The sequence below is a fragment of the Pseudomonas sp. WS 5078 genome, assembly GCF_012985745.1.
Classification (GTDB): Bacteria; Pseudomonadota; Gammaproteobacteria; order Pseudomonadales; family Pseudomonadaceae; genus Aquipseudomonas; species Aquipseudomonas lundensis_A.
Genome location: NZ_JAAQWX010000009.1, coordinates 72,149 through 95,884 on the forward strand (window position 1 = coordinate 72,149; position 23,736 = coordinate 95,884).

Sequence of the window (23,736 nt, forward strand, 5' to 3'; positions counted from 1 at the left end):
GGAGAGCAGGTATGACTCAGATTCTCGGCCACAACTACATTGGCGGCCAACGCAGTGCGCAAGGCAGCGTCATTGTTAAAAGTGTGGACGCCAACACCGGCGAAGCACTGGCCTACGACTTCTATCAGGCCACGTTGCCAGAGGTTGACCGCGCGGCCCGTGCAGCGGCCGCCGCTTACCCGGCTTATAAAAGCGTGAGCGCCGAGCATCGGGCAACGTTTCTGGACGCCATTGCCGATGAGCTGGATGCATTGGGCGATGAGTTTGTCGCCCTGGTATGCCGTGAAACCGCACTCCCGGCCGCCCGTATTGCAGGCGAGCGTGGCCGCACCAGCGGGCAAATGCGTCTGTTTGCCAAGGTACTGCGCCGGGGCGATTTTTATGGCGCGCGCATCGATCAGGCGTTGCCGCAGCGCAGCCCGTTGCCCCGTCCGGACTTACGCCAGTACCGCATCGGTCTGGGGCCGGTCGCCGTGTTTGGCGCCAGTAATTTCCCGCTAGCATTTTCTACGGCGGGCGGGGATACCGCTTCTGCGCTGGCCGCTGGCTGTCCTGTGGTGTTCAAGGCGCACAGCGGGCATATGGCCACCGCTGAACAGGTGGCCGATGCCATCCTGCGTGCGGCTGAGCGCACCGGTATGCCACAGGGCGTGTTCAATATGATTTATGGCGCCGGGGTCGGGGAGGCGCTGGTCAAGCACCCGTCGATTCAGGCGGTAGGCTTCACCGGATCGCTCAAGGGCGGGCGCGCGTTGTGTGACATGGCCGCTGCACGGCCCCAGCCGATTCCGGTCTTTGCTGAAATGTCGAGTATCAACCCGGTCATCATTCTGCCGCAGGCGCTGGCGGCGCGCAGTGCCACCGTGGCCCGCGAACTGGCGGCCTCTGTCGTACAAGGCTGCGGTCAGTTTTGTACCAACCCCGGGTTGGTGATTGGCCTGCGCTCGAGCGCCTTCACGGCTTTCATCGAACAACTGGCCGGGCAAATCAACGAACAGCCTGCGCAGACCATGCTCAACGCCGGAACGCTGGCCAGCTACGCCAAAGGCGTCAGCCAACTGGAGCGCCACCCGCGCATCCAACACATCGCTGGCCTGGAACAGCACGGTGCGCAGGCCAGGCCGCAGGTGTTCAAGGCCGATGTGCGTCTGCTGCTTGAAGGCGATCCGGTGTTACAGGAGGAAGTGTTCGGGCCGACCACGGTGGTTATCGAGGTCGAGCATGCCGAGCAACTGAACGCTGCGATCAACAGCTTGCACGGTCAACTCACCGCCACCCTGATTGGCGAGCCTGAAGACCTGCAACAGTTCTCGGGGTTAACGCCTTTGCTGGAGCAAAAAGTCGGGCGCATCTTGATTAACGGTTACCCGACGGGGGTTGAGGTGTGTGATGCCATGGTGCACGGGGGCCCCTATCCGGCGACGTCCGATGCCCGGGGTACTTCGGTCGGGACCCTGGCGATCGACCGTTTTCTGCGCCCGGTGTGTTTCCAGAACTACCCGGACAGCCTGCTGCCCGATCCGTTGAAAAACGCTAACCCGCTGGGGATTCAGCGCCTGGTGGATGGCCAGAGCACGCGCAACAGCCTGTAAGCGCATCGGGGGTTGGCCTGTGGTCAGCCCCCGTCATAGCCCGCTACCACTCACGGCGTGGTAAATCCTTTAACTCTTCCTGTCAGGCAGGGGCTCATCCCTGCGCCTTGATAAGGAAGTACGCATGTCTGATTCCGCCCCCTCAGCCTTACCGATGTATGCCACTTACGTGATCCAGCGTGCGGTGGCTGCACAGTTTGCAACCCGTCCCACAGTGCGCACCGTGGTCACGCACTTACTGACAGAGCAGTTGAATCAATCCTTCAGGCAACACGCCTTCGATCTCTCTAAAACCTACCTTGTGTTGACGGTCGACGCCGAAGGTAAAGCCCTGTCCACTCAGCGCTACCGTTTGTTGATAGAGGTGTTGCTGGAGCATATCGCCCGCAGAGAACCGCTCAACTACCGGTACTACACCGCCCAAGACTGTTTCGTCGCCATGAGCGATACGGCACCGCCCGCTGGCGGATTCACCTCAATCGAGCCGATGCGTCAGATCGAGCCGGTTCTGCTCGATGTCATGCGTCTCTGGCAGGATGCTCTGCAAGAGGCGCACGTTGCGTACTGGAATCAACCTGCCGACACCGGTACCAGCCGCATGCTCTGGCTGGGGCAGATGATTCAGGATCAACTGCTGGCGGGCATTGAACGTGCGGCCGACCTCACGCAACACCAACGCAACACTTTGCGACAGGTTGTGCGCTACCCCCACCGCAATGAACGCCTCAGGCAACGCACGCCAGAGGCGAAGCTATTTGACGCGAGCGTGAAGGTGTACAGCGTGGCAGGCCGTTTTGTCGCCGGGCGTACGTTCAATGTGGTGACGCCGCAGATCCTGATCGAATGCGTCGAAGGCAAGCAGGCCCGCTGGTTCTACTGCACGCCGGGCGGCACCATTGAGTGTTTTACGCAGCTGCACCGTTTTACCCGTACCTGGAGCATGGCGTTCGGCTCCCTCTATCACCTTGAGCGGGTCACGTGTGTGTTGTACGAACCGGCAGGCAATTTTCTGGATACCCAGGCGATGTGTGTGCTGGAACGTCAACTGGACGCCATCCGGCACCTGGATCAGCCGATGTCCATTTCGGTTCTGGAGCAGCGCTTGCGCGAGATCACGGACACCGCTGCGGTGTTTGAGGTACGTGAAAACGCTACGCCGCTGAACTTGGCGCCGGTCTATTCAGCGCTTCCACTGTGGTTGCGCGAAGCGTCGGCAGCGGACCGTTTTGAATATCGCTCGCAGTTGGTGGCGCTGGCCAGTGCCTACACGCGGTCGATGGGCAAACGCTTTAACGATGACATTCCTGACCTGCACGCCTACACCGCCCAGGCGTTGCGCCAGCAGATGTTGCTCGACCAGCCACAGGCGGCGGGGTACGACCCTGATGACATAGTGCTGACCTTTGTCGACCCGGTCGGCCCGGGCGGCGAGGGCACCATCGGTACATTGAACAGCTTTACCCTGACCCTGACCGAACTGGCCATCGAGAATTTGAGTGCCGCCCGAGGTAGTCGCATGACCATTCATCATGCCAAGGGACAATTGATCCAGGCGTGGTGGATGACGCCGGACTACATCAGAGGCTTGATACAGCGTGTGGATATCGGCCAACGCTACCCGCAATGGATCAATGAGTGCCTGACGGCCCATCCGGACGAGGCCCTGCGTCGCGAAAAACTGTTCACCGAAGAACTGCGAGCGCAGCTCCCGCTGCAGGCGCTGGAATGCAAGATCCGCCACACGGGTTACTTCACCGAGCGTGGATTTCAACTGGTCAAGGCCTTGATGCACCTCGACCCGCACATGCGCAAAGTGGGCGAGCAGCCCGTGTGCATCAGGCCGCTGATGCTGCTCTCGGCGCCCACCATTGCCCCCCATACCGTGCGCAGCATGTTTATCATCGGCCCGGCCGATGTAAACGCCGGGTGTCATGTGCTGTATCGCCCGTTACACCAAGAGCCCTTGGTGGAGTACCCCTCATGGCGAACCCTGTTCGCTGCGATTGCACGCCCCGGGGAGCTTCAACGCAGCGTCTTGCAATGGCTGCCAGCCCAAGCGCGTCCGCTGTATGAAGCGGGCGGTTTTTATCGTCTCCATCTGCCGTCGTACAACGTCCACGACGACCACTCGTTCCCCGTGATCCCTGGCGCCGCCCGATTGGGAGAGTTCGCCCTGGGTCAGCACTTCATGCACGACCTGTACCTGGAAATGGCGCGAACATTGAGCGAGCTGGCAGACCGACAAACCGTCTCCAATGCCGAACAACGCTGGCAATCGTTGATCACCGGTGGCTGGCTTTTGTTCAGTGCGGTTGTGCCTAACGTGCCGTTGGCCTGGCCGCTGCGCGTGATTGCGGGCGTCAGCCTGACCTACCTGGCCGTGCAAAATGACATAGAGGCCTTGCGCGCGCCTGATGAGCAGGGCAAAGCGCAGGCCCTGATTGATCTGTTATTTAATTGTGCATTGGTCTTGCTGCATGTTCGCCCCGTGACCGGCCAACCTGGCGGGCTGCGGCAAACGCCGGATGCAGTGCTTCTGCCTGCCAGGCTGAGGGCGCGCGCCGCACAGCCCCGACCTGCGGTTGCCGCCGCAATTGAACTGGCGCAAGCGCATGACGTGGATATCCCGGTGGGCAATCAACAAACCGAACTGGATTTTTCGTGGTTTACCAGCCCGCAGGTCAAATACACAAAGTGGCAATTGACTTGGTTTGACCGCCATCACATCGAAGGCTTCCAAAGCGACGAGCCCGCCATTGACCGTGGTCCGTACCGTGGTTTGCGTGTGTTGAAGCACCGTTTATATGCCGAGGTCGATAACTGGGTGTATCGGGTGCAACTGGAGGGCGAGGATGTCTATCTGGTCAGTCCTGACGACCCGCAGAATCGGGGGCCTCGTATTGTGAGCAATGACCGGGGCGTCTGGACTTACGACCTAAACCTGCGGCTGCGCGGCGGCGCACCGAAAACACGCTTGCAGGTCAAGAAAGAACAGCGCATCAGGCGCCTGACTGAACTGCGCGAACAATTGGTGCAGTACAACGCGCGTGCCAAAGTGCTGGAAGCTGAGATGACGGCAGCGCAAACACTCAGTGACAAGCTCAATAAGCTCGAACTTGAGTCAACGCCTTTGCCCAAACGGCGCGCTGCACTGGAAAACTTCATTGCCATCATGGAGCGTCAAAAGCCTGAATACGAAGCGGCATTGGAGCTGTTTCGGGAAAAGCAGGAAGTGCTGTCCGAAGAAAAAGATCCCACCAATTTGGTGGGCTTTTACAAGTACCTGATTCGCCTGACCAGCACCCTGTTTGATAGTTACCTGTGGCTGACGGGTATTTACAAGTTGCAGCACCCCGAGGTGTTCAGCACCGAAGGCCGGTTTGTAAGCACCGAGTTGCTGCGTGCCGCGGCCTACCGGGCAGACTGCCGCGCGATCGTGGAGGCTTTTGACAAAGCGGCCGCCTATTATCGCGAACTGGACGATTACATCTGCAAGCTGCGGGCGGTACCAAAGTTGGGGCACGCCACGGCCATCGAGGCGCAGAAGCACTACGTCGCGTTTGTGCAGGCGGACACGGATTACTTTCGCTCCGCTGTGGTATGCCGTGCCTATCAATTACTCGTGCTACCCGACTTGATCATCGATGCCCCCGGCAGCGCGGCTTGGGTTAGCGTGCGAAGCCTGTTGACGGATTTGTTTTACACGGCACAAAGTCAATACGCGCTGGAAGACCGCGCGTTGTTTACCCTGGCCGAGCGCATTGAAATCCTCACTGACATCCGTGAGCGTTATGCCCGTGCAGACGATGCACTGGGGATCTTTCGAGAAGAGGTGGGGCAACACCTGGACACGCAGGCGTTTGAAAAGGTGCTCTCGGCACTGGCCGAGCTGGACCAAGACGCGGAGGCGATGTTGCAAGAGCAGGCCAGGGAGCAATCACAATGGTTGCCCGCGCAGTCATTGCCCGTGCGAACACCTACGTACACGCGCAAGATCGTGCGCACGCGCAAAAAAGGCATATTGGTCGGCACGGCCCGAAAAGACGTGAATCTGGGGGATACCGATGTGGTGGATGTGGGCGATGTGTCAGGCGCCAGTGCACGCAGTACCAGCCCTTCACCCCATTTGACAGTGGCCTTCAAACGCACCGCGCCTGATGAATGGGTTGAAATCGAATCGCCCGTGATCACCGTCGAACGGCCGTTGTCGGTCTTGAAAACCGAAGCCAATGCGCTGATTGAGGGCGTGAGTGGGCAGATCCGCAGGGTCAAAGGGTACGCCAGGCGTTCAAAATTCCCGGTGGAGCTGGAAGAAATACTGGAGCGGTATGCGCTGAAGCTTGACCAATTGGTGCTTGAAATAAAAAAAGCTGCCCCCGATCAGTCTGCCGTTGAGCATCCCAAACCCGGCACGCCGGGCATGTACATCAAACGTCTGCAAAGCAGTGCCGCCCAGTTGCGGGCCCAAGGGATTGAGTTGCTGTTGTCAGTGCCGCCCACCAGTGCCACGGTCGAGTTTCTGCTGCAAAAGCGCCAGGTCAATCTGCTCAAACTCGGCCCACGGGTGCCGATGCGTGGTGAACGTCAGGATTTTGTTCAGGAATACGCGATCAACAATCAGGCAGGCGTAACCCTCTGGTATGCGCACTTGCATTACAAAGCGCTCAATAGCGCAGCGCAGAGCGTCGAAGCCGCTCACTTCAAACTGGCGGCCCAGCGTTATGCCAGTCAGCCGGCAGAAGATGCCAAAGCCAAGCCCGGGCGAACCCCGGTTCAGGTGTACTACGCACCTATCAGTCAAAAGATGCTGACTGAACGTTTTCTGTCGCTTGACGCCCAGTGAGAGAGCTAAAGACGCTGGTTTGACCTATCATTGCGCCTTTCCAACAGGTGAATGATTAATGAGCGATTCAAACCAGACCTTGCGTGCAGCCCTTGAAACCAGCGACATGCTGATCATCGACGGGCTGCACGCCTGGGATTTTTCTCTGGATGATGTGCAATTGCTCATCAAGTGCATGGATGGACGCGCTGAAAAGCGCTGGCGCTTCGTTACGCAGCAGCTTGAGGTGTCGGTTTTTGATGAAAGCCTGCAAAGCTGGACCCTCGTGGGCGACTCGGGCGAGCACCGCCTGGTTTGCCTCAGTGCTGTGAGCGCAAGCAACGATGACGAAGTCGGTGAGGTGGCTGATGAAGCTTAAATGGTTGCCGCTGTTGATGGCCTCAAGTGTTGGCGCGATGTCGGCGCAGGCTGCCTCCGAGCGCGAAGTGGAGTTGCTCGTCGGTTCCTATACCCAAGGCAAAAGCCAGGGCATCTACCGCTTGCAGTTCGACAGCGAAAAGGGGCGCATCACCCCTGAGCCGCTGCAAGTCTTCAAATCGGCCAACCCGTCGTGGTTGACGCTGTCTGCCGACCAGCAGCGGTTGTTTGTGGTCAACGAGAACGGTAAAGGGCAGGCGGATGTGGTGGGGCGCGTGAGCAGTGTTGCGATCAACCCGCGCACCAATGAGCTGACCCTGGTCAACCAGGTCAAAACCTTGGGCGAGGAGCCAACGCACTCCAGTCTGAGCCATGATGAGCGCTACCTGTTTGTGGCCAACTATGGCGTGCATGCAGACCCCGGCGGCAGCCTTGCGGTGTTGCCGATCAATGCGCAGGGCCAGTTGCAGCCCGTGACCCAAATGAGCAGCCACCCGGCCAGTCTGGTCAATCCCGAGCGCCAGTTGTCTGCGCACGTGCATTCGGTGGTGTCATCCCCGGACGGCAAATTTGTGTATGCCAACGATCTGGGCGCCGACAAGATTTTTGTCTACCGCTACGACCCTGCAGCCAACCCCGAGCATCCGCTGGTCGCCGCCGAACCGGCTGCCATTGAACTGCCCGCAGGCAGTGGTCCACGCCACCTGTTGTTCTCCCGCGATGGCAAACACGCTTACCTGACCACAGAAATGAGTGCTCAGGTGTTTGTGTTCGATTACGCCGACGGTCAGCTCACACAACGTCAGGCGGTAGAACTGGCCCCGGGCCAACCTGCCCGGAACCGCGCCGCAGGCGGCCTGCACACAAGTGCTGACGGCAAGTTCTTGTATGTCAGTAACCGGGGCAAAGCCAACGAATTGCTGGTTTTTGCGATTAACCCGGCCAATGGCGAGTTGACGCAAATCCAGCGCCGCACTGTGGAAGGCGATCACCCCCGCGAGTTCGCCTTGAGCCCGAACGGCAAGTTTGTACTGATCGCCAACCAGATGAGCAACAACATCGTGGTCGTCGAACGCGACCCGCAGACCGGCAAGTTGGGCGACACCGTACAAAACCTGTCGATGGATGCCCCGTCCGACCTGAAGTTCATCAACCGGCCGTGAACCCCGGGCCATTGCGTCTATCAAGCGGATCGCCAGGCGCAGTGGCTGCGCAGCCCTGTGAGGTCGTCAACCCTGGGTAATCAGGGGTGTTTGGCCATCACCGCGGTGAACAGCTCAGAGGTGAGGAAGCGTTCGAGCCAAGCCTGCACGTGCGGGTAGGGCGCCTGGACGAACCAGTCACGGTCTACGTGGGCAAACTGGCGTATGAACGGCGCCAGCGCCACGTCGGCCAGGGTCAAGGTGGCGCCGGTCAGGTAAGGGGTGTGTTCAAGCAGGGACTCAAGCCGCTGCAAGAATGCCGCCCCTTGCGCCCGGTAGTGTTCCACCGGGTATTCAGGGTAGCGCACGGCGTACTTGTAACGGTCCAGCAGCACCTTGAAACGGCTGTCGTTTTCGTCAATCAATGCATCGATCAAAGGCCGGGCGGGTGGCAGCCACAGGTCGGGGTCATTCTGCCCCAGCGCCCAGTGCATGATCTCCAGGCTCTGCTCGATGACCCGCCCGTCGGCGCACACCAGCACCGGCACCGTGCCTTTGGGCGATGCGGCCAGCATCTCGACCGGCTTGGCCTTGAGGCTGACCTCAATGATCGATAACGGCACACCGCTATAGCGCAGGGCCATGCGGGCGCGCATGGCGTAGGGGCAGCGCCGGAACGAGTAGAGGGTATGCAACATCATTTGACCTGCACCGTGCTCAGCCCATTGCCTTGACGCTGAACCTGAATCTGCACCGGAATCCGTTCGTGCATCTCCTGTACGTGGGAAATCACCCCGACCTTGCGCCCTTGAGCCTGCAACCCGTCCAGTGCGTCCATCGCCAGTTGCAAGGATTCGGGGTCGAGACTGCCGAAGCCTTCGTCGATAAACAGCGACTCGATTTTCAACGTGCTCGACGCCATCGACGCCAGCCCGAGGGCCAACGCCAACGACACCAAAAAGGTCTCGCCGCCTGATAACGAGTGCACCGAGCGCAGTTCGTCGCCCATCTCGGTGTCCATAACCAGTAATCCAAGCATGCTGCCGCCACGCTTGAGGCGGTAGCGGCGCACCAGTTGGCGCAGTTGGGCATTGGCATGATGGACCAACAGGTCGAGGTTATAGGCCTGTGCAATCTTGCGGAATTTGTCCCCGGTGCCCGAGCCGATCAAATCACTGAGCCGCGCCCAGCGCTGCCACTCCTCATAGGCCTGTGCCGTGCGCTGCACCAGCGCCTGATTGGCCTGGGTGCGCCGGTCGTCTTCGGCTTGTTGCGCGCGCAGCCCGGCGCTCAGTTGTTCACAGTCCTCAAGTTGTGCGGTGAGCGCTTCAAGTGCCTGGGTCAGGGCCTGGGCGTCCAGATTGCCGTTGGCCTGCGCCTGATGCCGGGCGAGTTGCTGTTCGCGCTCCTGAAGCAGAACCCGTGCTTGTTCCAGCTGTTTTTCAGTGCTTTGCAGACGCTCGCGCAATGCCCGCACCTGCGGCTCGTCATGGGCCAATAACTGGCGCAGACGTGCGTCATCCACGCCGGTGTGCACGCCACGCCATTGGGCGACGTGAGCCGTTAACGTGGTGTGCTCCTGCTCAAGCGCTTGCAAACGCTCACGCTGCGCCTTGAGCTCGGCCGTCAGCTGGATCTGCTGGCGCGTGGTGGCCTGCAGCGTGTCGCTGGCTTGGGCTTGTGCTGCGCGGGCCTGCTCCTGTGTCTGTTCGAGGTGCTGCTGCCAGGCCTCGGCGCTGCTGTGTTCGCCCAGCAGCGCCTGCAAGGCTTGGCCGCTCGAATGGTGCTGCGCGCGCAGTTCGTTCAGCGCCTGCTCCAGCGCGTCGCGCTGTGAGCACTGATGGCTGTGCTGAACCTGCTCGTGCTCGATTGTCTGATTGCGCGCCGCGTACGCGTCGAGTTCGTCGCGTTGTTGTTCCACTTGCGCAAGCCGCTCGGCCACCTGCTGATCCAGCGCCATGAAACAGGCCGACGTGTGCTGGCGCAATTCGGTCAAGCGCTCGGCAGTCAACACGCTGGAAAAGGCCGTCAGTTCTTCTTCAAGCCGCTGGGCATCGGCGTTGAGCTGCACTTGCTGGTCGGCCAATTGCCGGGCTGCCAACTGGCTGGCGTCGTTGTTGCGCTGGATGTCGCCTTGCAGTTGTGCGGCGTCCTTTTGCAGGGCGAGCAGGGTGTTCTGGCGCGCCTCGTCACGGCTGATGCTGTAGTGCAGCTGTTCAAGCCGATGGACCAGCCACTGCTCACGTTTAGCCGGGGGTTGGTCTTGCCATTGCGCATGGTGTGGGTGCGCTTCCAGGTGCGGGGCGAGCGCCTGTTGGTCGTCCAGAAGCTGCTGATGTTGCAGGCGCAGTTCGCGCAGTTGTGCATTCAGGCCGCTGACGTTTTCACGCAGTTGGTCGAGGGTGGCCTTGAGCGTGTCCACGGCCTTGCGGGCATTGGCTTCTTCGCTTTCGTCGTGGCGCGTCAGGCTCTGCAACATCGCTTCGGGCTGATGGTACGGGTGCTCGTGGCTGCCGCAGACCGGGCACGGCTGGTTGTCCTGCAAGTGTTCGCGCAGCTCTTCAACACTGGCGCTGCGGGCCAGTCGCTGGCGCTCCAGCAGTTGGCGCGTGACGTTCAACGCCTGTTCGGCCGCCTCGTACTGCTTTTTGGTCTGGGTGCCGTGTTCGATCAGCTGTTCGCGTTCTGTTTGCAGCGTCTGCAATTTGCTTTGCAGGGCCAGCAGCCGGGCGTCCAGCGCCTGTTGAGTGCTGCACAGGCGTTGCAAGTCTTCGTAATCGCGCTGCTGCTGGCGATTGTCCTTGAGCAGGCTGCCCAAGGTCTGGATTTGCTCGTTGACGGCGTGAGGCTCGGCCGCGGCTTCCTGAAACAGGATTTCCAGGCTATTGCGCAGCTCAGTCAGTTGTTGCGCAGCGTGCAGGGCACGTTGCTCCAAGGCCGGCAACTCTTGTTGCCCTGTGTTCAAGGTGTTGCTCAACCGCACCAGTTGTTGCAAGCGCGGCCGCCAGGCGTCCCAGGCACTGGCCAGCGGTGCCAGTTCCGCGCTGTGTTCAAGCTGTTGCGCAATCAGCGACAGGTGTTCGGTACTGCGTTGCTGGCGCTCGACGAGGGTGTCGAGCCGCTGCTGGCCCGATGCACAGGCGGTGTCGGCTTGCTGCTTGAGGGCATGTTGCTTGTCGAGCGTTTGATTGAGCCGTTGCAGGTTGGCCTGTTCTGCATAGGCGTGTTGCAGGGGCGTGGCGCACTGCTGGTGCGTGGCCTGGGCCTGTTCTGTCGCCAGGCGCGCAGCCTCTAACGTGTGCTCCAGTTGCGCATGTTGGGCCTGCAATTGCGTGTGTTGCAGTGCCTGGCTGGCAATCTGGGCGGCGAGTGGACTGACCTGCGTGTCCAGCTCGGCCAACCGTGAAAACTGATGGCGCTGGGGGGCCAGTTGGTCGAGCAAATGCAGGGTTTCGCGTTCGCTGCACTGGCTGTCCCACAGCCCTTGCGCCTGTTGCAATTGCTCGGCGGCGCTGTGTTGCTGTTCCTGCAGCTCGCGCAAGACCTTGAGCCACGCATGTTGCTGCTCTAGCTGTTTGAGTTGCAGTTGCCGTGCCTTGAGCTGTTCCTGGGCCAGGGTGAAGTGTTGGTTCAGTTCGCTGCGCGCTTGCGGCGACAGAGGCGTAATGCCCACCGCTTGGTCCTGTAGCTGCTTGTGCAGGTCGCGGGTTTCCTTGGCCTTGTCGAAAGCGCGTTTGCCCAGCCGGGTGTACAGCGCGGTGTCGGTGAGTTTTTCCAGCAGTTCGCTGCGTTCGTTGTCGTCGGCCTTGAGGAAGGCGCTGAACTCGCTTTGGGCCAGCATCACGGCGCGGGTGAACTGTTCGAAGTTCAAGCCCAGCCGGGCTTCAAGCTGGACCTTGTAGTCACCTTTCTGGCTGGCCAGCAATTGATCGCTGTCCAGATCGCGCAGGCTTTGGCGGCTGGCCTGGAGCTTGCCAGTGGCCTTTTCCCGCGCCCGGTTGGCCTCCCAGCGCGCCCGGTAGCGGCGACCGTCAATGCCGACAAAATCCACTTCGGCATAGCCTTCACCCGTGCCGCGGCGCAGCAGCGTGCGGGGGTCGCCGGTGGCGATCTCGCCGTCGACGTCTGGCACTTTGGCATCGCGGCCGGTGTTGTTCAGGCGCGGCACGGCGCCAAACAACGCCAGGCACAAGGCGTCCAACAGGGTGCTTTTACCGGCGCCTGTGGGGCCGGTAATGGCGAACAGACCGGCGCTGGCCAAGGGCTCGGCGGTGAAATCCAGCTCAAACGGCCCCGCCAGCGAAGCGAGGTTTTTCAGGCGGATGGCGAGAATTTTCATGGCTGTTCGCCCTCCAGCTGTACGTCTTGCAGCAACACGGCAAAGTCCTTGAGGGTCTGTTCATCGGCTTCTCGGCCGTAGCTTTCTTGCCAGGCCCGGCTGAACAGCTCCTGCGGGGTCAACTGGTCGAGTTCGATCAGCCGCGAGCCGTCATCCTCGTCCGCACCTTTGCCCTTGCCCGCGTAGTCGGCGCTGATGCGCACCAGGCGCACGGACTTGCCTTGCAGGGCGGTTTCAATCTGCTGGCGCAGGTCCGGCTGGGGTTCGTCGAGTACCACGCGCACTTCGAGCCAGGGCTGGCGCTGGGGATCGGCCAGCAGGTCAACGTCCGGCAGGCCGCTCAACTGCGAGAGAATCTCGGCCAGAGGCGCCGGGCCGATGCGTTGCAGGTTCACAGCACGAGGGATCAGTAAGGGCTCAACGCTGACCAGGGTTTCGCCCTCCAGTTGCACTTCCAGCACCTGATGCGGGTAGCTGATTTCTGAAAAGGACAGGGGGATGGGCGAACCGCAATAGCGAATCCGCTCTTCACCATTGACCTTCTGCGGCTTGTGCAAATGCCCCAGGGCCACGTAGCTGATGCTCGGGCCGAACAGGCTGGCGGGCAGCGCTTCGGCGTTGCCGATGATCAGGCTGCGCTCCGAGTCTTCGGACACCGAGCCGCCGGCCATGTGTGCATGGCTGATGGCTATTAATGCCTGGCCGGGATGGCGCTTGGCGTTAGCGGCCTCGATCAACCACTCATGCACCTGACCGATGCCACGCAGGTAGTCATCGCCCAGATGTGCGCCCGTGACCTCGGCAGGGCGCAGGAAAGGCAACGCCAGGCACCAGGCCGCGATGCGTCCGCTGGCATCGGGCAGCGGGATCATCAGGCGTTCGGCATCCAGTTGACCATCGTCCAGCCACAACACGCGGCCCAGCGCGTGGGTGCGCAGACGCCGCATCAACGGGGCGGGCAGCTCAATGCGTGAGCCGGAGTCATGGTTGCCGGCAATCATCACGATGGTCAGCGCGGGTTGTTGTTCATGGGCGCTGACGATGAAGTCGTAAAGGCGCTCCTGCGCTTTGACCGGCGGGTTGACCGTGTCGAAGATGTCGCCGGCAATCAGCAGCACGTCGGGTTGTCGGGCGGCCAGTTGGCTCAACAGCCAGTTGAGAAAACAGGCATGTTCGAAGTCACGTTCCTGGCCATGGAGGTTTTGCCCCAAATGCCAGTCAGATGTGTGAAACAGGCGCATAACAGAATCCGTTAAAAAAGGTCATCAGCGGTGGCGACAGGCATGCTGAATTGCTGTCGATACCTCGAAATTATTTGGGGTAGAGCGGCGGCAGGCTACTCGGCTCGCTGCCGGGGTCTTGCTCGCGTTCGATCGCCGGAATGCTGCGAATGGCCTTCCATAAGTCTTCACCTTGCCAATGCTGGCCGGACTCGCTGTAGAGGGCGCCATTCAGGCCGTCCAGCGCATCCGACAACAACACAAAGCGTGCGGCCATGTCTGCCAGGGTTTCCGGCTGCTGGCGTGCCCAGGCATCCAGTGCCTGTCGGGTTGCCTGCGGGTCGTTGGCCAGGCAAGCGCGCTTGAGGTCATCCAGTAGCGTGCGGGGGCTGGGCCCGGTGTGCGCGGCTCGCAAAATGGCCGGCTGCCAGCGGGCGCGCCACCACAGGCCGAAGCCGATCAGCGTCGAGCAACCCAGTACGAAAGTGCTGAGTTGCCACAGCCACAGCGACGAATTATCGCTCAGGGGGCGTGCCGTATTGCTGGCCGCAGCGTCCACGGCCAAGTCCGGATTGGCGGCGACTTGCAGCGTGCGCGCCGGTAAATAGCTGCGCTCAAGGCGGTCTTCGTGGGTGTTCCACCACACCACTTCAACAGCGGGCAATTCGACTTGGCCCACGCGGGTGGGCACCAGCGCCTCGCGCTCCTCGCGGCTGCCGATCAGGCCGTTTTCGGTGATTTGGTTGCTCAGTTGCGGCAGGTCCGGGTAGCGCCGTAACCCGTTGACGTCGGTAGCGGTGAGCGCGGGTAATTGCGCGCTGGACAGCCCTTCAGCCTTGAGCGTAAGGGTTCGGGTAAGCGAGTCGCCGACCATGCAGTGATCGGGCTCGGGGTTCCAGGTTTCACTCATGCTCAGGCTGCGAGCGGGCAGCCATGCAGCGTTGCTCGGGTAGTCTTGCGGCTTGGGTTTGACCTTGAGCGGGATGTCCGGCGAAGTCACATGCACCAGCTTTCCCGGTATCGGGCCCAAGGGCGCCGGGGCGTTGGACTGTTGGCTGTCGACCTGAGTGGCGCTGAAGGTTTGCGCAGGCACCAGCAGCTCGCCGCTGTGCTGCGGGTAGATCCCGTAGCGCATTTCGATGACGCCGTGGCGCACGCCGTTAATCAGCTTTTCGTAGGTGCGCGACTCACCGAGCTGTTCGACGATGGCATCGCTCAGGTGCAACGGGGTCAGGCTGCTGTCGTCGTACAACGCAACCGAGTGGTAAATGCGCAGGGTCAGGATGGCTTGCGCCTGCACATAAACGCTGGACTGGTCGAGGCTGGACTCAATAAAAACCGGGGCCAGTTCGTTGTCGCTGACCACACTCTGGCTGACCGTCAGGCTGATCGGTTGACTGCGGTGATCGCCAACCTGCAGCGGCGGGATCACCACCGTGCCGGTGCGTTTGGGTTGCAGGGTGATGATCCAGCGCGTGTTGGCCTTGTTGCTGTCGCTCAGGTTGGTCAGTTGATTGACCTGGCGCGTGCCGCGCACCTCAAACAGGTCGTTGAGGGGCGTGAGGTCAGGCTTGCCAAATTGCGTGGCGTCATTGGATTCCAGCGTCAACTCGACGGTTTCGCCCGAGTTAAGGTGATCGCGGTCGACACTGGCGACCAGCCCCAGTGCTTGGGCGGGCAGCGTCCAGCACCACAGCAAAAGTAACAAAGCACAAAGGCGGTTCATTGAGGCGTGTCCTGATGTTGCTGCTGTTCGTACCAAAATTTTCGTCGCAACAGTTCGCTGGGGTTGTCGGGAATCTGTTTCAGCCATTGCTCCAATGCCTGCCGGTGTTCTTCTTCGATGGGCCGGGCGGCAGGCGGTGCTGGGGCGGTAGCGGGCTCTGCCTCGGGTTCGCCGGGTGCAGCGGGTTGGGCGTCCGGTGGGGCGGCATCGTGTGGATTGAGCTCGCCCGAGGGCGTCGCCACCGTGCTGTTGTCTTGCTCGCGGGTGTTGACGCCGGCCGTGCCCGGGGTTGGCGTGCTGATCGGGGGCGGGGTGTCAGGTGCCGGGTGCTCGGCTTCGGGTGGCGGGTCCGGCGCCGGGGGTTGCGCGTGCTGCTCAGCCAGCAGTTTCTCGATCAATGCTTTGTTCTGGGCTGCGGCCAGTAGTTCGGGCTCACGTTCAAGCGCCTGCTCGTAGGCGTCAACGGCAGCTTCCAGCTCGCCCGCCATGGCCAGCGCATTGCCGCGATTATAGTGGGCGCTGGCGCTGTTGACCTCGGCAAAGCGCTGGGCTGCAGCGGTGTAGTCACCCGCTTGATACAGCGCCAGCCCTTGCCACATCGGATCATCAAAATGCTCCACAGCTTGCAGCGGTTTTTTCTGCTCCAGCAAGCGTTGGCCCTGTTGGTCGGGACGTAGCCAAAGGTCGGTAAAGCTGAAGGCATAGCCGGGCTGCGGCAACATGAGCAGCAGCGGCAGGCAGAACAACCAGCCGCGACGCCCGGCACAGGCTGCGAGCAGCAACAGTGGCAACAACAGCCAGTAACCCTGGTCGGCCCATGTATCAAGGCGTTGGGTCTGGCCGTCCGCACGCAGGTGTTGTGCACCGTCCAGCAGGCCCAGCCCGCGCAAATCGTTGTCATCCAGACGCGCCTGACGGTAGCGGCCGCCGACGTCCAGGATGAAGCTGCGCAAATCGGGGCTGTCGAGGCGAGGCAACAGGATGGCGCCCTGGTCGTCTTTGAGCAGTTGACCGTTTTCATCGACCACCGGCGCTCCGTCGCGCGTACCGACACCGAGCATCAGCAGCGGCGGTGCGCGGCTATCCAGCACTGCGCGGATGCCTTCACGTTCCTGCTCGCTGAGGGATGAGCCAATCAGCAGCAGTCGACCCTGACCCAGCCCGCCCTGATTCAGCAACTGCAAGGCTTTACCGACCGCCAGATCGGCGCGATGGCCCGGCTCAGGCATGATTGAGGGTTTGAGCGCTTCAAGCAGGTTGCGGCTGGTCGCCAGGTCGTCAGACAGAGGCACCAGCGTGTGGGCGCTACCGGCGTACACAATGACTGCTGTTTGCGCGTCGCTGCGGTTTTGCAGCAGGTCGTATACCTTGCGCCGTGCTTGTTCCAGGCGATTGGGCGAGCTGTCGGTGGCCAGCATCTCGGGGGTCAACTCCAGCATCACCACCAACGGATCGGCGGGTTTTTGCGTGGATTGCTCCACCCGTTGCCAGCTCGGGCCCATCAGTGCCAGCGCCGCCAACAGCCAGGCCAGCCCCAGAATCATCCATGGCAGTTTGCTGTCGCGGCCATTGCCGCCGCTCAGCAGCACCCGCTGAAACGCCACGGGCAAGATCATTTGCCAGCGTCCCGCCCTTTTTTGCCGGCGCCAGAGCTTCCACAGTAACCAGCCGAGCAGGGGCAACACCGCCAACCATTCGGGGCGGAACCAGTGCGGCCAGAAGGCGCTCATCGGCGTCTCCGCAGGCGCAGCCGTTTGAGGCGCTGGCGCCATTGAGGATGAGGTTGCAGGAGGTGCTCCTTGGTCAGCCAGCGTTGCAGCAGATTATTGGGCCACAGTTCGCGAATCACCAGCAGCACACTCAGCAGCAATGCGCACGCCAGTGGCCAGCTATACAGCGCCTTGGCGGGGCGGGCCTGGGTGGGTTGTTGCGCCACCGGTTCGAGTTGATCAAGGGTGTCCTTGATGGCTGCAAGCTCTTGACCGTCATGGGCGCGGAAGTACTGGCCGCCGGTCAGGCGGGCGATTTCCTGAAGCGCGGGCTCGTCCAGATCAACCCCGGGGTTAATGCCGAAGAGGCCTTTGGTGCTGCTGTCTTCAGGGTCAGCGCCGATGCCGATCGGGTAGATTTTGACCCCTTCTTCAGCGGCCAGGCGCGCAGCGGTCAGCGGGTCGATTTGCCCGCCGTTATTTGCGCCATCGGTGACCAGGATCAGTACGCGGCTCTGGGCAGGGCGTTGGCGCAGGCGTTTCAGGGCCAGGCCGATGGCATCGCCAATGGCCGTGTTTTTGCCCGCAATGCCAATGCGCGCTTCGTCCAGCCAGGTGCGCACGGTATGCCGATCAAATGTCAGCGGCGCTTGCAGGTAAGCCTGACTGCCGAACAGGATCAAGCCGACGCGGTCACCCTCGCGGTTTTCCAGAAAGTCGCCCAGCAGGCTTTTGACCAGATCCAGGCGGCTGACGTCTTCGTCCCGCCATTGCATGTCCGGGAAGTCCATCGACCCCGAAACGTCGACGGCCACTAACAAATCCCGGCCACTGGCGGCAATGGGCAGCGGCTCCCCGACCCATTGCGGGCGCGCGGCTGCTGTCAGCAGCAACAGCCACAACAGCATGTAGGGCGCTTGTTGGCGCCACGAAGGCAGTGTCGAACGCGCCTTGCGACGCGCCAGTTCTTCGAGGTCGCCGAGAAAACTGATTTTGAGCGCAGCTTCGCCGCTGTCCGCTACCGGCAACACAGCGCGCATCAGCCACGGCAGCGGCAACAGGGCGAACAGCCAGGGCCAGGCGAACTCAAACATGTTTGCGGATCCAGGTTTCAACCGCTTGATTGAGCCCGGCGATGGCTTTGTCATCGAGCTTGCATTCGGGTTTATAGGCGCCTTCTACCAGCACCATCCAGCGTGTCAGCCCGGCCGCGGGGCACCGGTTATCAAGGAACGCCAGCCATTTGCGGCCATTGAGGGTGTGGCTCTGGCTGTAGGGGTAATGGTTGCGGCACAAGCGTTTGAGCAGGCCATTGAGCTGTTGCAGCCAGGCGCCGGCAGGAGCGCCGTCGTAGGGCTTGGGAAAGCGCGCGAGTTCCTCAAGGGCAGCCAGACGCACCGGGTCAAGCGGTTGCTCAGCGCGCTTGGGCGAGCGTTTGGCCGGCAAATAGCGGCGTAACCACCACACGCCCCAGCCCAGCGCGGGGAGGATCACGAGCAGCAGCCACCAACCCGGAGCAGGCGGCCACAGGCCTATCGCTTGAGGCGCGATTAACGGTTGCAGTTGCTCAAGGGCGCTCATAGCGTTTTGCCGGGCCGTTTGGCATTCAGGTAATCGCGTAATTGCTCGATCATTTCGCTCTGGGTGCTCAAGGGCATCAGCAGCACCCGCAGTTTTTGCGCGAGCAGTGCCCAGCGTGCGATGCGGGCTTCGGCTTGCGCGCGGTAAGCCTGCCGCAAATCATAGTTGAGCGTGTCGAGTTCAAGCTGGGCACCGCGTTCCGCGAAGCGCAGCAAGCCCGCCGCAGGCAGCGCATGATCCAGCGGGTCGGAGAGCGGTAACAGCATCAGGTCGCAATGGCGGGCCAGCAGGCTCAATTGTTGTTCAGCCGCGTCGGTGAGGGCGCGCTCGTCGCAAATCACGATGACCAGACTGCCGGGCCGCAGTACTTCTCGAGCCCTGATCAAGGCCATGCCCAAGGCATCGCGGTCTGATTGCACCTCGGTGTGCAAGGACTGATTGACCCGCACCAGCCGGTTGAGCAGTTGCAACAGGCTTTGTTTGCTGCGCCGCGGCTTGATTTCGTAATGTTCATGGTCCCCGAACACCAGCCCGCCCACGCGGTCGTTATGGCCCAGTGCGGCCCAGCCAATCAGGCTGGCTGCTTGCGCGGCCAGTACGGATTTGAACATCAACCCCGAGCCGAAAAACAGGCGGCGGCTTTGCTCGGCAAGGATGAAAATCGGCCGTTCGCGCTCTTCATGGAACATTTTGGTGTGCGGCTCAAGGGTGCGGGCAGTGACGCGCCAGTCAATGGTGCGCACATCGTCTCCGGCCTGATACACCCGTACCTGATCGAAATCGACCCCGCGCCCGCGCAGTTTGGAGTGGTGCAGGCCCACCAGCGGGCTGCGCTGGCTGGGCGAGGAAAACAGTTGCACTTCGCGCACCCGATGGCGCATTTCGATCAACTCGGCGAGGGTGACGCGAATGCCGGGTTCGGCGGGCAGGGGGCTGTTCATCGGTCAGGCAACGGCTACGATGTCGAGAATGCGCTGCACCACGCGGTCCTGGTCGATACCGGCGGCTTCGGCCTCAAACGACAGAATGATGCGGTGGCGCAACACATCGAATAATACGGCTTGTATGTCCTCCGGGCTGACAAAGTCGCGCCCGGCGAGCCACGCGTGTGCCCTGGCGCAGCGGTCCAGCGCAATCGAGCCGCGTGGGCTGGCGCCATAGGCGATCCATTCAGCCATCTCCGGGTCGAATTTGCCGGGGGTGCGGGTGGCCATGACCAGTTGCACCAGGTATTCCTCCACGGCGTCGGCCATGTACAGGCAGAGGATTTCCTTGCGCGCTGCGAAAATGGCTTGCTGGCTGACTCGGCGTTCGGGTTTGGTCTCACCGTTCAGGGCTTCGCCACGGGCTTGCTGCAGGATGCGGCGCTCGACGGCGGCATCCGGGAAGCCGATTTTGACATGCATCAGGAAGCGGTCGAGCTGGGCTTCAGGCAACGGGTAGGTGCCTTCCTGCTCGATGGGGTTCTGGGTGGCCATCACCAAGAACAGCGGCGACAGTTCGTACGTGCTGCGCCCGACGCTGACCTGACGCTCAGCCATGGCCTCCAGCAAGGCTGACTGCACCTTGGCCGGGGCGCGGTTGATTTCATCGGCCAGCACCAGGTTGTGAAAAATAGGCCCTTGCTGGAACACGAAGCTGCCGGTTTCCGGGCGATAGATCTCGGTGCCGGTAATGTCGGCGGGCAGCAGGTCGGGGGTGAACTGAATACGATGGAACTGCGCTTCGATGCCTTCGGCGAGTTCTTTGATGGCCTTGGTCTTGGCCAGGCCAGGGGCGCCTTCGACCAGCATGTGGCCGTCAGCCAGCAGCGCGATCAGCAGCCGGTCGATCAGCTTTTCCTGACCGAGAATCTGCGTTGAAAGAAAGGTTCGCAGCGCAAGCAGCGCTTCACGATGTTCCATCGATGACTGTTCCTGAAAAGGACACCGGCGGCGCATGAATTGCGCCGGGGCTGGGGGCGTTACTTTAATCCATTGCAGGGGGTTGGGACTAATGCCAGTCGGGGTTTTTGTGGAAAAAGCACAAAACAACCCGGTTGTTGAGAATGTTGCTTATTTGCGAGCAGTGTCCAGCGACGGGTTCTGCTGTGAAAAACGCTCTGCCAGCAGGCTGGCGAAGGCATCGCGTGCCGTATGACAACCCGTTTCTCGGTGCCACACCAGCCGGTTTTGCACCGGTTGCAGGTCGTTGAAACGATAGCGCGTCAGCGCTGCGCCGGCGCCAAAGCGCTCCAGAATGCCTTCGGGCACGATGGCCAGCCCCGCCCCGGCGTCGACACAGCCGATGATACTGCCCCAGTTGGCGTACGCGACGCTGTTGATCCGCAGGTTGTGTCCGCCTAGCCACTGCTCAAGTGTGGCGCGGTAAGGGCAGCCTGCTGGCCACATGAACACGGTTTGCCGGGCGATGGCACTCAGCTCCGTCAGCGGCGCATGGGAAGCTCCTGCAATCAGGATCAAGGGCTCGTGATAGAGGTCAGTGGCAAGCAATTTTGGGTGCTGAACATCGATGGCGACAATTGCAGCGTCCAGCCGATGATGCTGAACGTCATCCAGCAACTGTGGCCATTGGCCGGTGACCAGTTCCAGGGTGACGTCAGGGTAGCGCTGGTGATATTCGGCCAGCAGCGGCGGCAGGCGCCCCGATGCGCAAGAGTCGATGGCGCCGATCCGTAGAATCCCGTGGGGATTGGCATCGGGTGTGACCGCCCGTTTGGCTTCCTCGACCAGTGCCAGGATGCGTTCGCAATAGCCGAGAAACAACTGGCCCGCCGAACTGATTTTCAACCCTCGGCCCGCCCGGGTGAACAGCACGGTGCCCAGTTCAGTTTCGAGGTGTTTGATGCGCGTTGTGATATTGGACGGCACGCAGTGAAGTTGTTGAGCAGCCAGCGCAATGCTGCCGCATTCGGCCACTGACTTGATCATCCTGAGTTGGCTCAATTCCACGGTTCACTCCCCATGAGTTCAGAACTCTTAATTAATCACTTGTTCGCCCTTGCGAGGCTGACTGACATTAACTTCTGAAACACGTCCGGCTGACGTTTGTGTGCGCTGGATGAAGGAAGCGTAACCACTCTGTCATTGAGGTCAATATGAAGATTACAAAAACAAACGTCGAGGCATTGGCACGGACCGTGTTTACACACGGTGCACTCAATAATGACTTTTATACGCGTTGGCTCAACGAAACCCTGACGTTTGATGAAGTTGAAGTGTTTGCCCGTAATTATTGGGCCCGTACCCGGCGGACAGCGACGATGGTGGCCTTGTCGCTGCTACGGGCCAAAACCCTGCACGCACGGGTTGAAATCGTCAAAAACCTCTACTCGGAGTTGGGCGGCGGGGATGTGCACAAAGCGCACAGTGTGCTGTTGCAAGGCTATTTGCTCGATTTGTTGAGCCGCTTGGCCAAACGGCCTTATTCGTTGCAAGAACTTGAAAGCGGTCCTCTGTTGTCGTCCACCCGGTTGTTTATTGATGAACAAGATGCTTTATATGCACCGCAGGGGCTAGGGCGTTCTGAACCTCACGTATTAGGGGCGCTCTTGGCTCAAGAATGGTTGGCGTATTCCATGTTGACGCGTTTATATGAAGGGGCGAGAAACTATCAATATTTGTATACAGACAATGATGAGTTTCATGAGCAGTGTGAATATTTTCATATCCATATTGGCGACGCAGAAAAAGAACATAAAGTTCAGGCGGTTGAAGCCGCAGCCATCGAATGTTGCACCGAAGAAGATTTCTCCGGGTTGTGCCAGGGATTTAATCGGTTTCTCTCTATTACTGAGCGTTATTGGCAGGGCATCGCCGTTGCCATGGGCGATATCCCGGCGGCTGCGGTGCGCGCTTGAACGCGGCGACATCACCTGCATTGCTTGCAGCGATGGCGGGGGTGGTGATGTGCTGGGCTTATTCGCCCATCGGTATTCATATAGGCCTGCAAAGCTATACCCCCGGTCACTTGGCCTTGCTGCGCTTTTTGGTGGCTTCACTGTTCATGGCCGTGGTTACGCTGGTCCGCGGCATCGGTTTGCCTCGCCTGCGTGATGCGCCGTGGCTCACGGTGTTGGGGCTGTTTGCGATTGTGATTCACCATGTGGCCTTGAACACCGGCCAGCGTTGGGTCAGCCCTGGCGCATCCAGCGTGCTGGCGCAGTCAACGCCGATTTTCAGTACGTTGATTGCGGCAATATGGCTCAAAGAGTCAGTCAGTGCCTGGCGCTGGTGCTGGGTGGGTACGGGCCTGCTGGGTGCGCTGGTTGTCATTTGGGGTGACAAGGGGCTGGGTGGTTTCCGCCCTCAGGGGTTGCTGATACTGCTGGCTGCGTTGTCCTGGAGCATTTATTTCGCGCTGCAAAAGCACTATTCCAGCCGCTATAGCCCGTTGACCATCGTCTGCTACACGATTTGGGCCGGGACCCTGCTTTTAGGCGTCTACGCACCGGGCCTGATCGCAGAAGTGAGGGCCGCGTCTGTCAGGGTCAACCTCGCCGTGTTGGTGCTGGGAGTCTTCCCCAGCGCATTGGCCTATCTACTGTGGGCCTATGTGCTGGCCCACACCGAGGTGAGTCGTTCGGTGTGCGTGATGTACCTGGTGCCGCCCGTCGCCATGTTGATGGCTGCCGTGTTGCTGGGCAACACGGTATCAGGCGGGGTCTTGATCGGCATGGCGATTGTCTTGGGCAGCGTGTTTGCGATGCGGCGGGCTGCCTGATCAGGCACGCATTGCTGCTTAAGTTTTCGCGACGTCAAGTTCGCTGACGTAGGTGCCTGTGCCGTCGAGAATGAGCGTGAGGGTCTGCTCAAGTTCAATGGTGTCCGTTAAATTTTCGTCAAAAAAGATTTCAAGGTGATCTTCGCCATTGAATGCGTCAATGTCATCGGCTGCCACTTCAATCAGCAGGCGGCCAGCGCTCAGGGTGACCTTGACCCCTTCAAGTGAGGACGGATCGTTGTCCCCCAGCGAGATCTCCAGCTCATCTTCATCCGGATAGCGGCTCATCAGGAACATGTCGCCCTGCGTGCTGTGGCAGCATACCGTGGCGAGGTTTTCCTCTTCGTCGTCGCACGGGTAGGCAAGCAGGTGGGGGGCTGTGATTTTCATGGGCTTATTCCTGACGCGTGGGCGCCTGCAGAGCAATCAAAACAGCAAGTTTGCCAGCCCGCGCACGTTTTTGCAGGTTTGAATGCTGAAACAGCCAACTGAAGCGAATTGTGAT

At 60.9% G+C, this 23,736-nt stretch carries 17 protein-coding genes; 6 read left to right on the forward strand and 11 right to left on the reverse strand.

The window, feature by feature from the left end; translation table 11 throughout:
• Window positions 1-11: 11 nt before the first annotated feature.
• The 4 genes from HBN68_RS13695 to HBN68_RS13710 all read left to right on the forward strand — a co-directional run bounded on the left by HBN68_RS13695 (window position 12) and on the right by HBN68_RS13710 (window position 7,955).
• A complete protein-coding gene (locus tag HBN68_RS13695) occupies window positions 12-1,592 on the forward strand; it encodes an aldehyde dehydrogenase (NADP(+)) (protein ID WP_094993953.1) in 1,581 nt (526 codons plus the stop codon).
• Between the two features lie 124 nt (window positions 1,593-1,716).
• Window positions 1,717-6,435 carry a DUF6543 domain-containing protein gene (locus HBN68_RS13700; RefSeq protein WP_169964752.1) on the forward strand — a complete coding sequence of 1,573 codons (4,719 nt, stop codon included), beginning with the start codon at window positions 1,717-1,719 and terminating at the stop codon, window positions 6,433-6,435.
• 58 nt (window positions 6,436-6,493) lie between these two features.
• Window positions 6,494-6,793: a DUF5629 family protein gene (locus HBN68_RS13705; protein ID WP_094993955.1), complete on the forward strand. Its 300-nt coding sequence runs from the start codon at window positions 6,494-6,496 to the stop codon at window positions 6,791-6,793.
• On the forward strand, window positions 6,783-7,955 hold the full coding sequence (locus HBN68_RS13710; protein WP_094993956.1) for a lactonase family protein: 1,173 nt from the start codon (window positions 6,783-6,785) through the stop codon (window positions 7,953-7,955). Before HBN68_RS13705 ends, HBN68_RS13710 begins: the two co-directional genes overlap by 11 nt.
• An 80-nt stretch (window positions 7,956-8,035) precedes the next feature.
• On the opposite strand, the gene HBN68_RS13715 is transcribed toward HBN68_RS13710, so the two are convergent.
• The 10 genes from HBN68_RS13715 to HBN68_RS13760 all read right to left on the reverse strand — a co-directional run bounded on the left by HBN68_RS13715 (window position 8,036) and on the right by HBN68_RS13760 (window position 21,460).
• A complete protein-coding gene (locus HBN68_RS13715) occupies window positions 8,036-8,635 on the reverse strand; it encodes a glutathione S-transferase (RefSeq protein WP_169964754.1) in 600 nt (199 codons plus the stop codon).
• Complete coding sequence (locus HBN68_RS13720) at window positions 8,632-12,273, reverse strand: AAA family ATPase (RefSeq protein ID WP_169964756.1); 3,642 nt, start codon at window positions 12,271-12,273, stop codon at window positions 8,632-8,634. Before HBN68_RS13720 ends, HBN68_RS13715 begins: the two co-directional genes overlap by 4 nt.
• Window positions 12,270-13,514: an exonuclease SbcCD subunit D C-terminal domain-containing protein gene (locus HBN68_RS13725; RefSeq protein ID WP_169964757.1), complete on the reverse strand. Its 1,245-nt coding sequence runs from the start codon at window positions 13,512-13,514 to the stop codon at window positions 12,270-12,272. Before HBN68_RS13725 ends, HBN68_RS13720 begins: the two co-directional genes overlap by 4 nt.
• A gap of 70 nt (window positions 13,515-13,584) precedes the next feature.
• On the reverse strand, window positions 13,585-15,219 hold the full coding sequence (locus HBN68_RS13730) for a BatD family protein (RefSeq protein ID WP_094993959.1): 1,635 nt from the start codon (window positions 15,217-15,219) through the stop codon (window positions 13,585-13,587).
• On the reverse strand, window positions 15,216-16,949 hold the full coding sequence (locus HBN68_RS13735; protein ID WP_169964759.1) for a tetratricopeptide repeat protein: 1,734 nt from the start codon (window positions 16,947-16,949) through the stop codon (window positions 15,216-15,218). The genes HBN68_RS13730 and HBN68_RS13735 overlap by 4 nt, the downstream gene beginning before the upstream one ends.
• Window positions 16,946-18,022 carry a VWA domain-containing protein gene (locus tag HBN68_RS13740; RefSeq protein WP_169964761.1) on the reverse strand — a complete coding sequence of 359 codons (1,077 nt, stop codon included), beginning with the start codon at window positions 18,020-18,022 and terminating at the stop codon, window positions 16,946-16,948. Before HBN68_RS13740 ends, HBN68_RS13735 begins: the two co-directional genes overlap by 4 nt.
• Complete coding sequence (locus HBN68_RS13745) at window positions 18,015-18,509, reverse strand: DUF4381 domain-containing protein (RefSeq protein WP_094993962.1); 495 nt, start codon at window positions 18,507-18,509, stop codon at window positions 18,015-18,017. Before HBN68_RS13745 ends, HBN68_RS13740 begins: the two co-directional genes overlap by 8 nt.
• Window positions 18,506-19,450, reverse strand: a complete 945-nt coding sequence (locus HBN68_RS13750) for a DUF58 domain-containing protein (RefSeq protein ID WP_094993963.1) — start codon at window positions 19,448-19,450, stop codon at window positions 18,506-18,508. The genes HBN68_RS13745 and HBN68_RS13750 overlap by 4 nt, the downstream gene beginning before the upstream one ends.
• A gap of 3 nt (window positions 19,451-19,453) precedes the next feature.
• Window positions 19,454-20,413, reverse strand: a complete 960-nt coding sequence (locus tag HBN68_RS13755; RefSeq protein ID WP_169964763.1) for a MoxR family ATPase — start codon at window positions 20,411-20,413, stop codon at window positions 19,454-19,456.
• A 150-nt stretch (window positions 20,414-20,563) separates the two neighbouring features.
• Window positions 20,564-21,460, reverse strand: a complete 897-nt coding sequence (locus HBN68_RS13760) for a LysR family transcriptional regulator (protein WP_094993964.1) — start codon at window positions 21,458-21,460, stop codon at window positions 20,564-20,566.
• Between the two features lie 146 nt (window positions 21,461-21,606).
• On the opposite strand from HBN68_RS13760, the gene HBN68_RS13765 reads away from it, so the two are divergent.
• Together HBN68_RS13765 and HBN68_RS13770 are read left to right on the forward strand one after the other, a co-directional pair.
• Window positions 21,607-22,368 carry an iron-containing redox enzyme family protein gene (locus HBN68_RS13765; RefSeq protein WP_169964765.1) on the forward strand — a complete coding sequence of 254 codons (762 nt, stop codon included), beginning with the start codon at window positions 21,607-21,609 and terminating at the stop codon, window positions 22,366-22,368.
• 32 nt (window positions 22,369-22,400) lie between these two features.
• The gene (locus HBN68_RS13770; protein WP_169964940.1) at window positions 22,401-23,231 is read left to right on the forward strand and encodes a DMT family transporter; all 831 of its coding nucleotides are present in this window, start codon (window positions 22,401-22,403) and stop codon (window positions 23,229-23,231) included.
• An 18-nt stretch (window positions 23,232-23,249) separates the two neighbouring features.
• Here the strand turns inward: HBN68_RS13770 and HBN68_RS13775 are convergent, their stop codons facing one another.
• Window positions 23,250-23,621 carry a hypothetical protein gene (locus HBN68_RS13775; RefSeq protein ID WP_169964767.1) on the reverse strand — a complete coding sequence of 124 codons (372 nt, stop codon included), beginning with the start codon at window positions 23,619-23,621 and terminating at the stop codon, window positions 23,250-23,252.
• Between the last annotated feature and the right edge of the window lie 115 nt (window positions 23,622-23,736).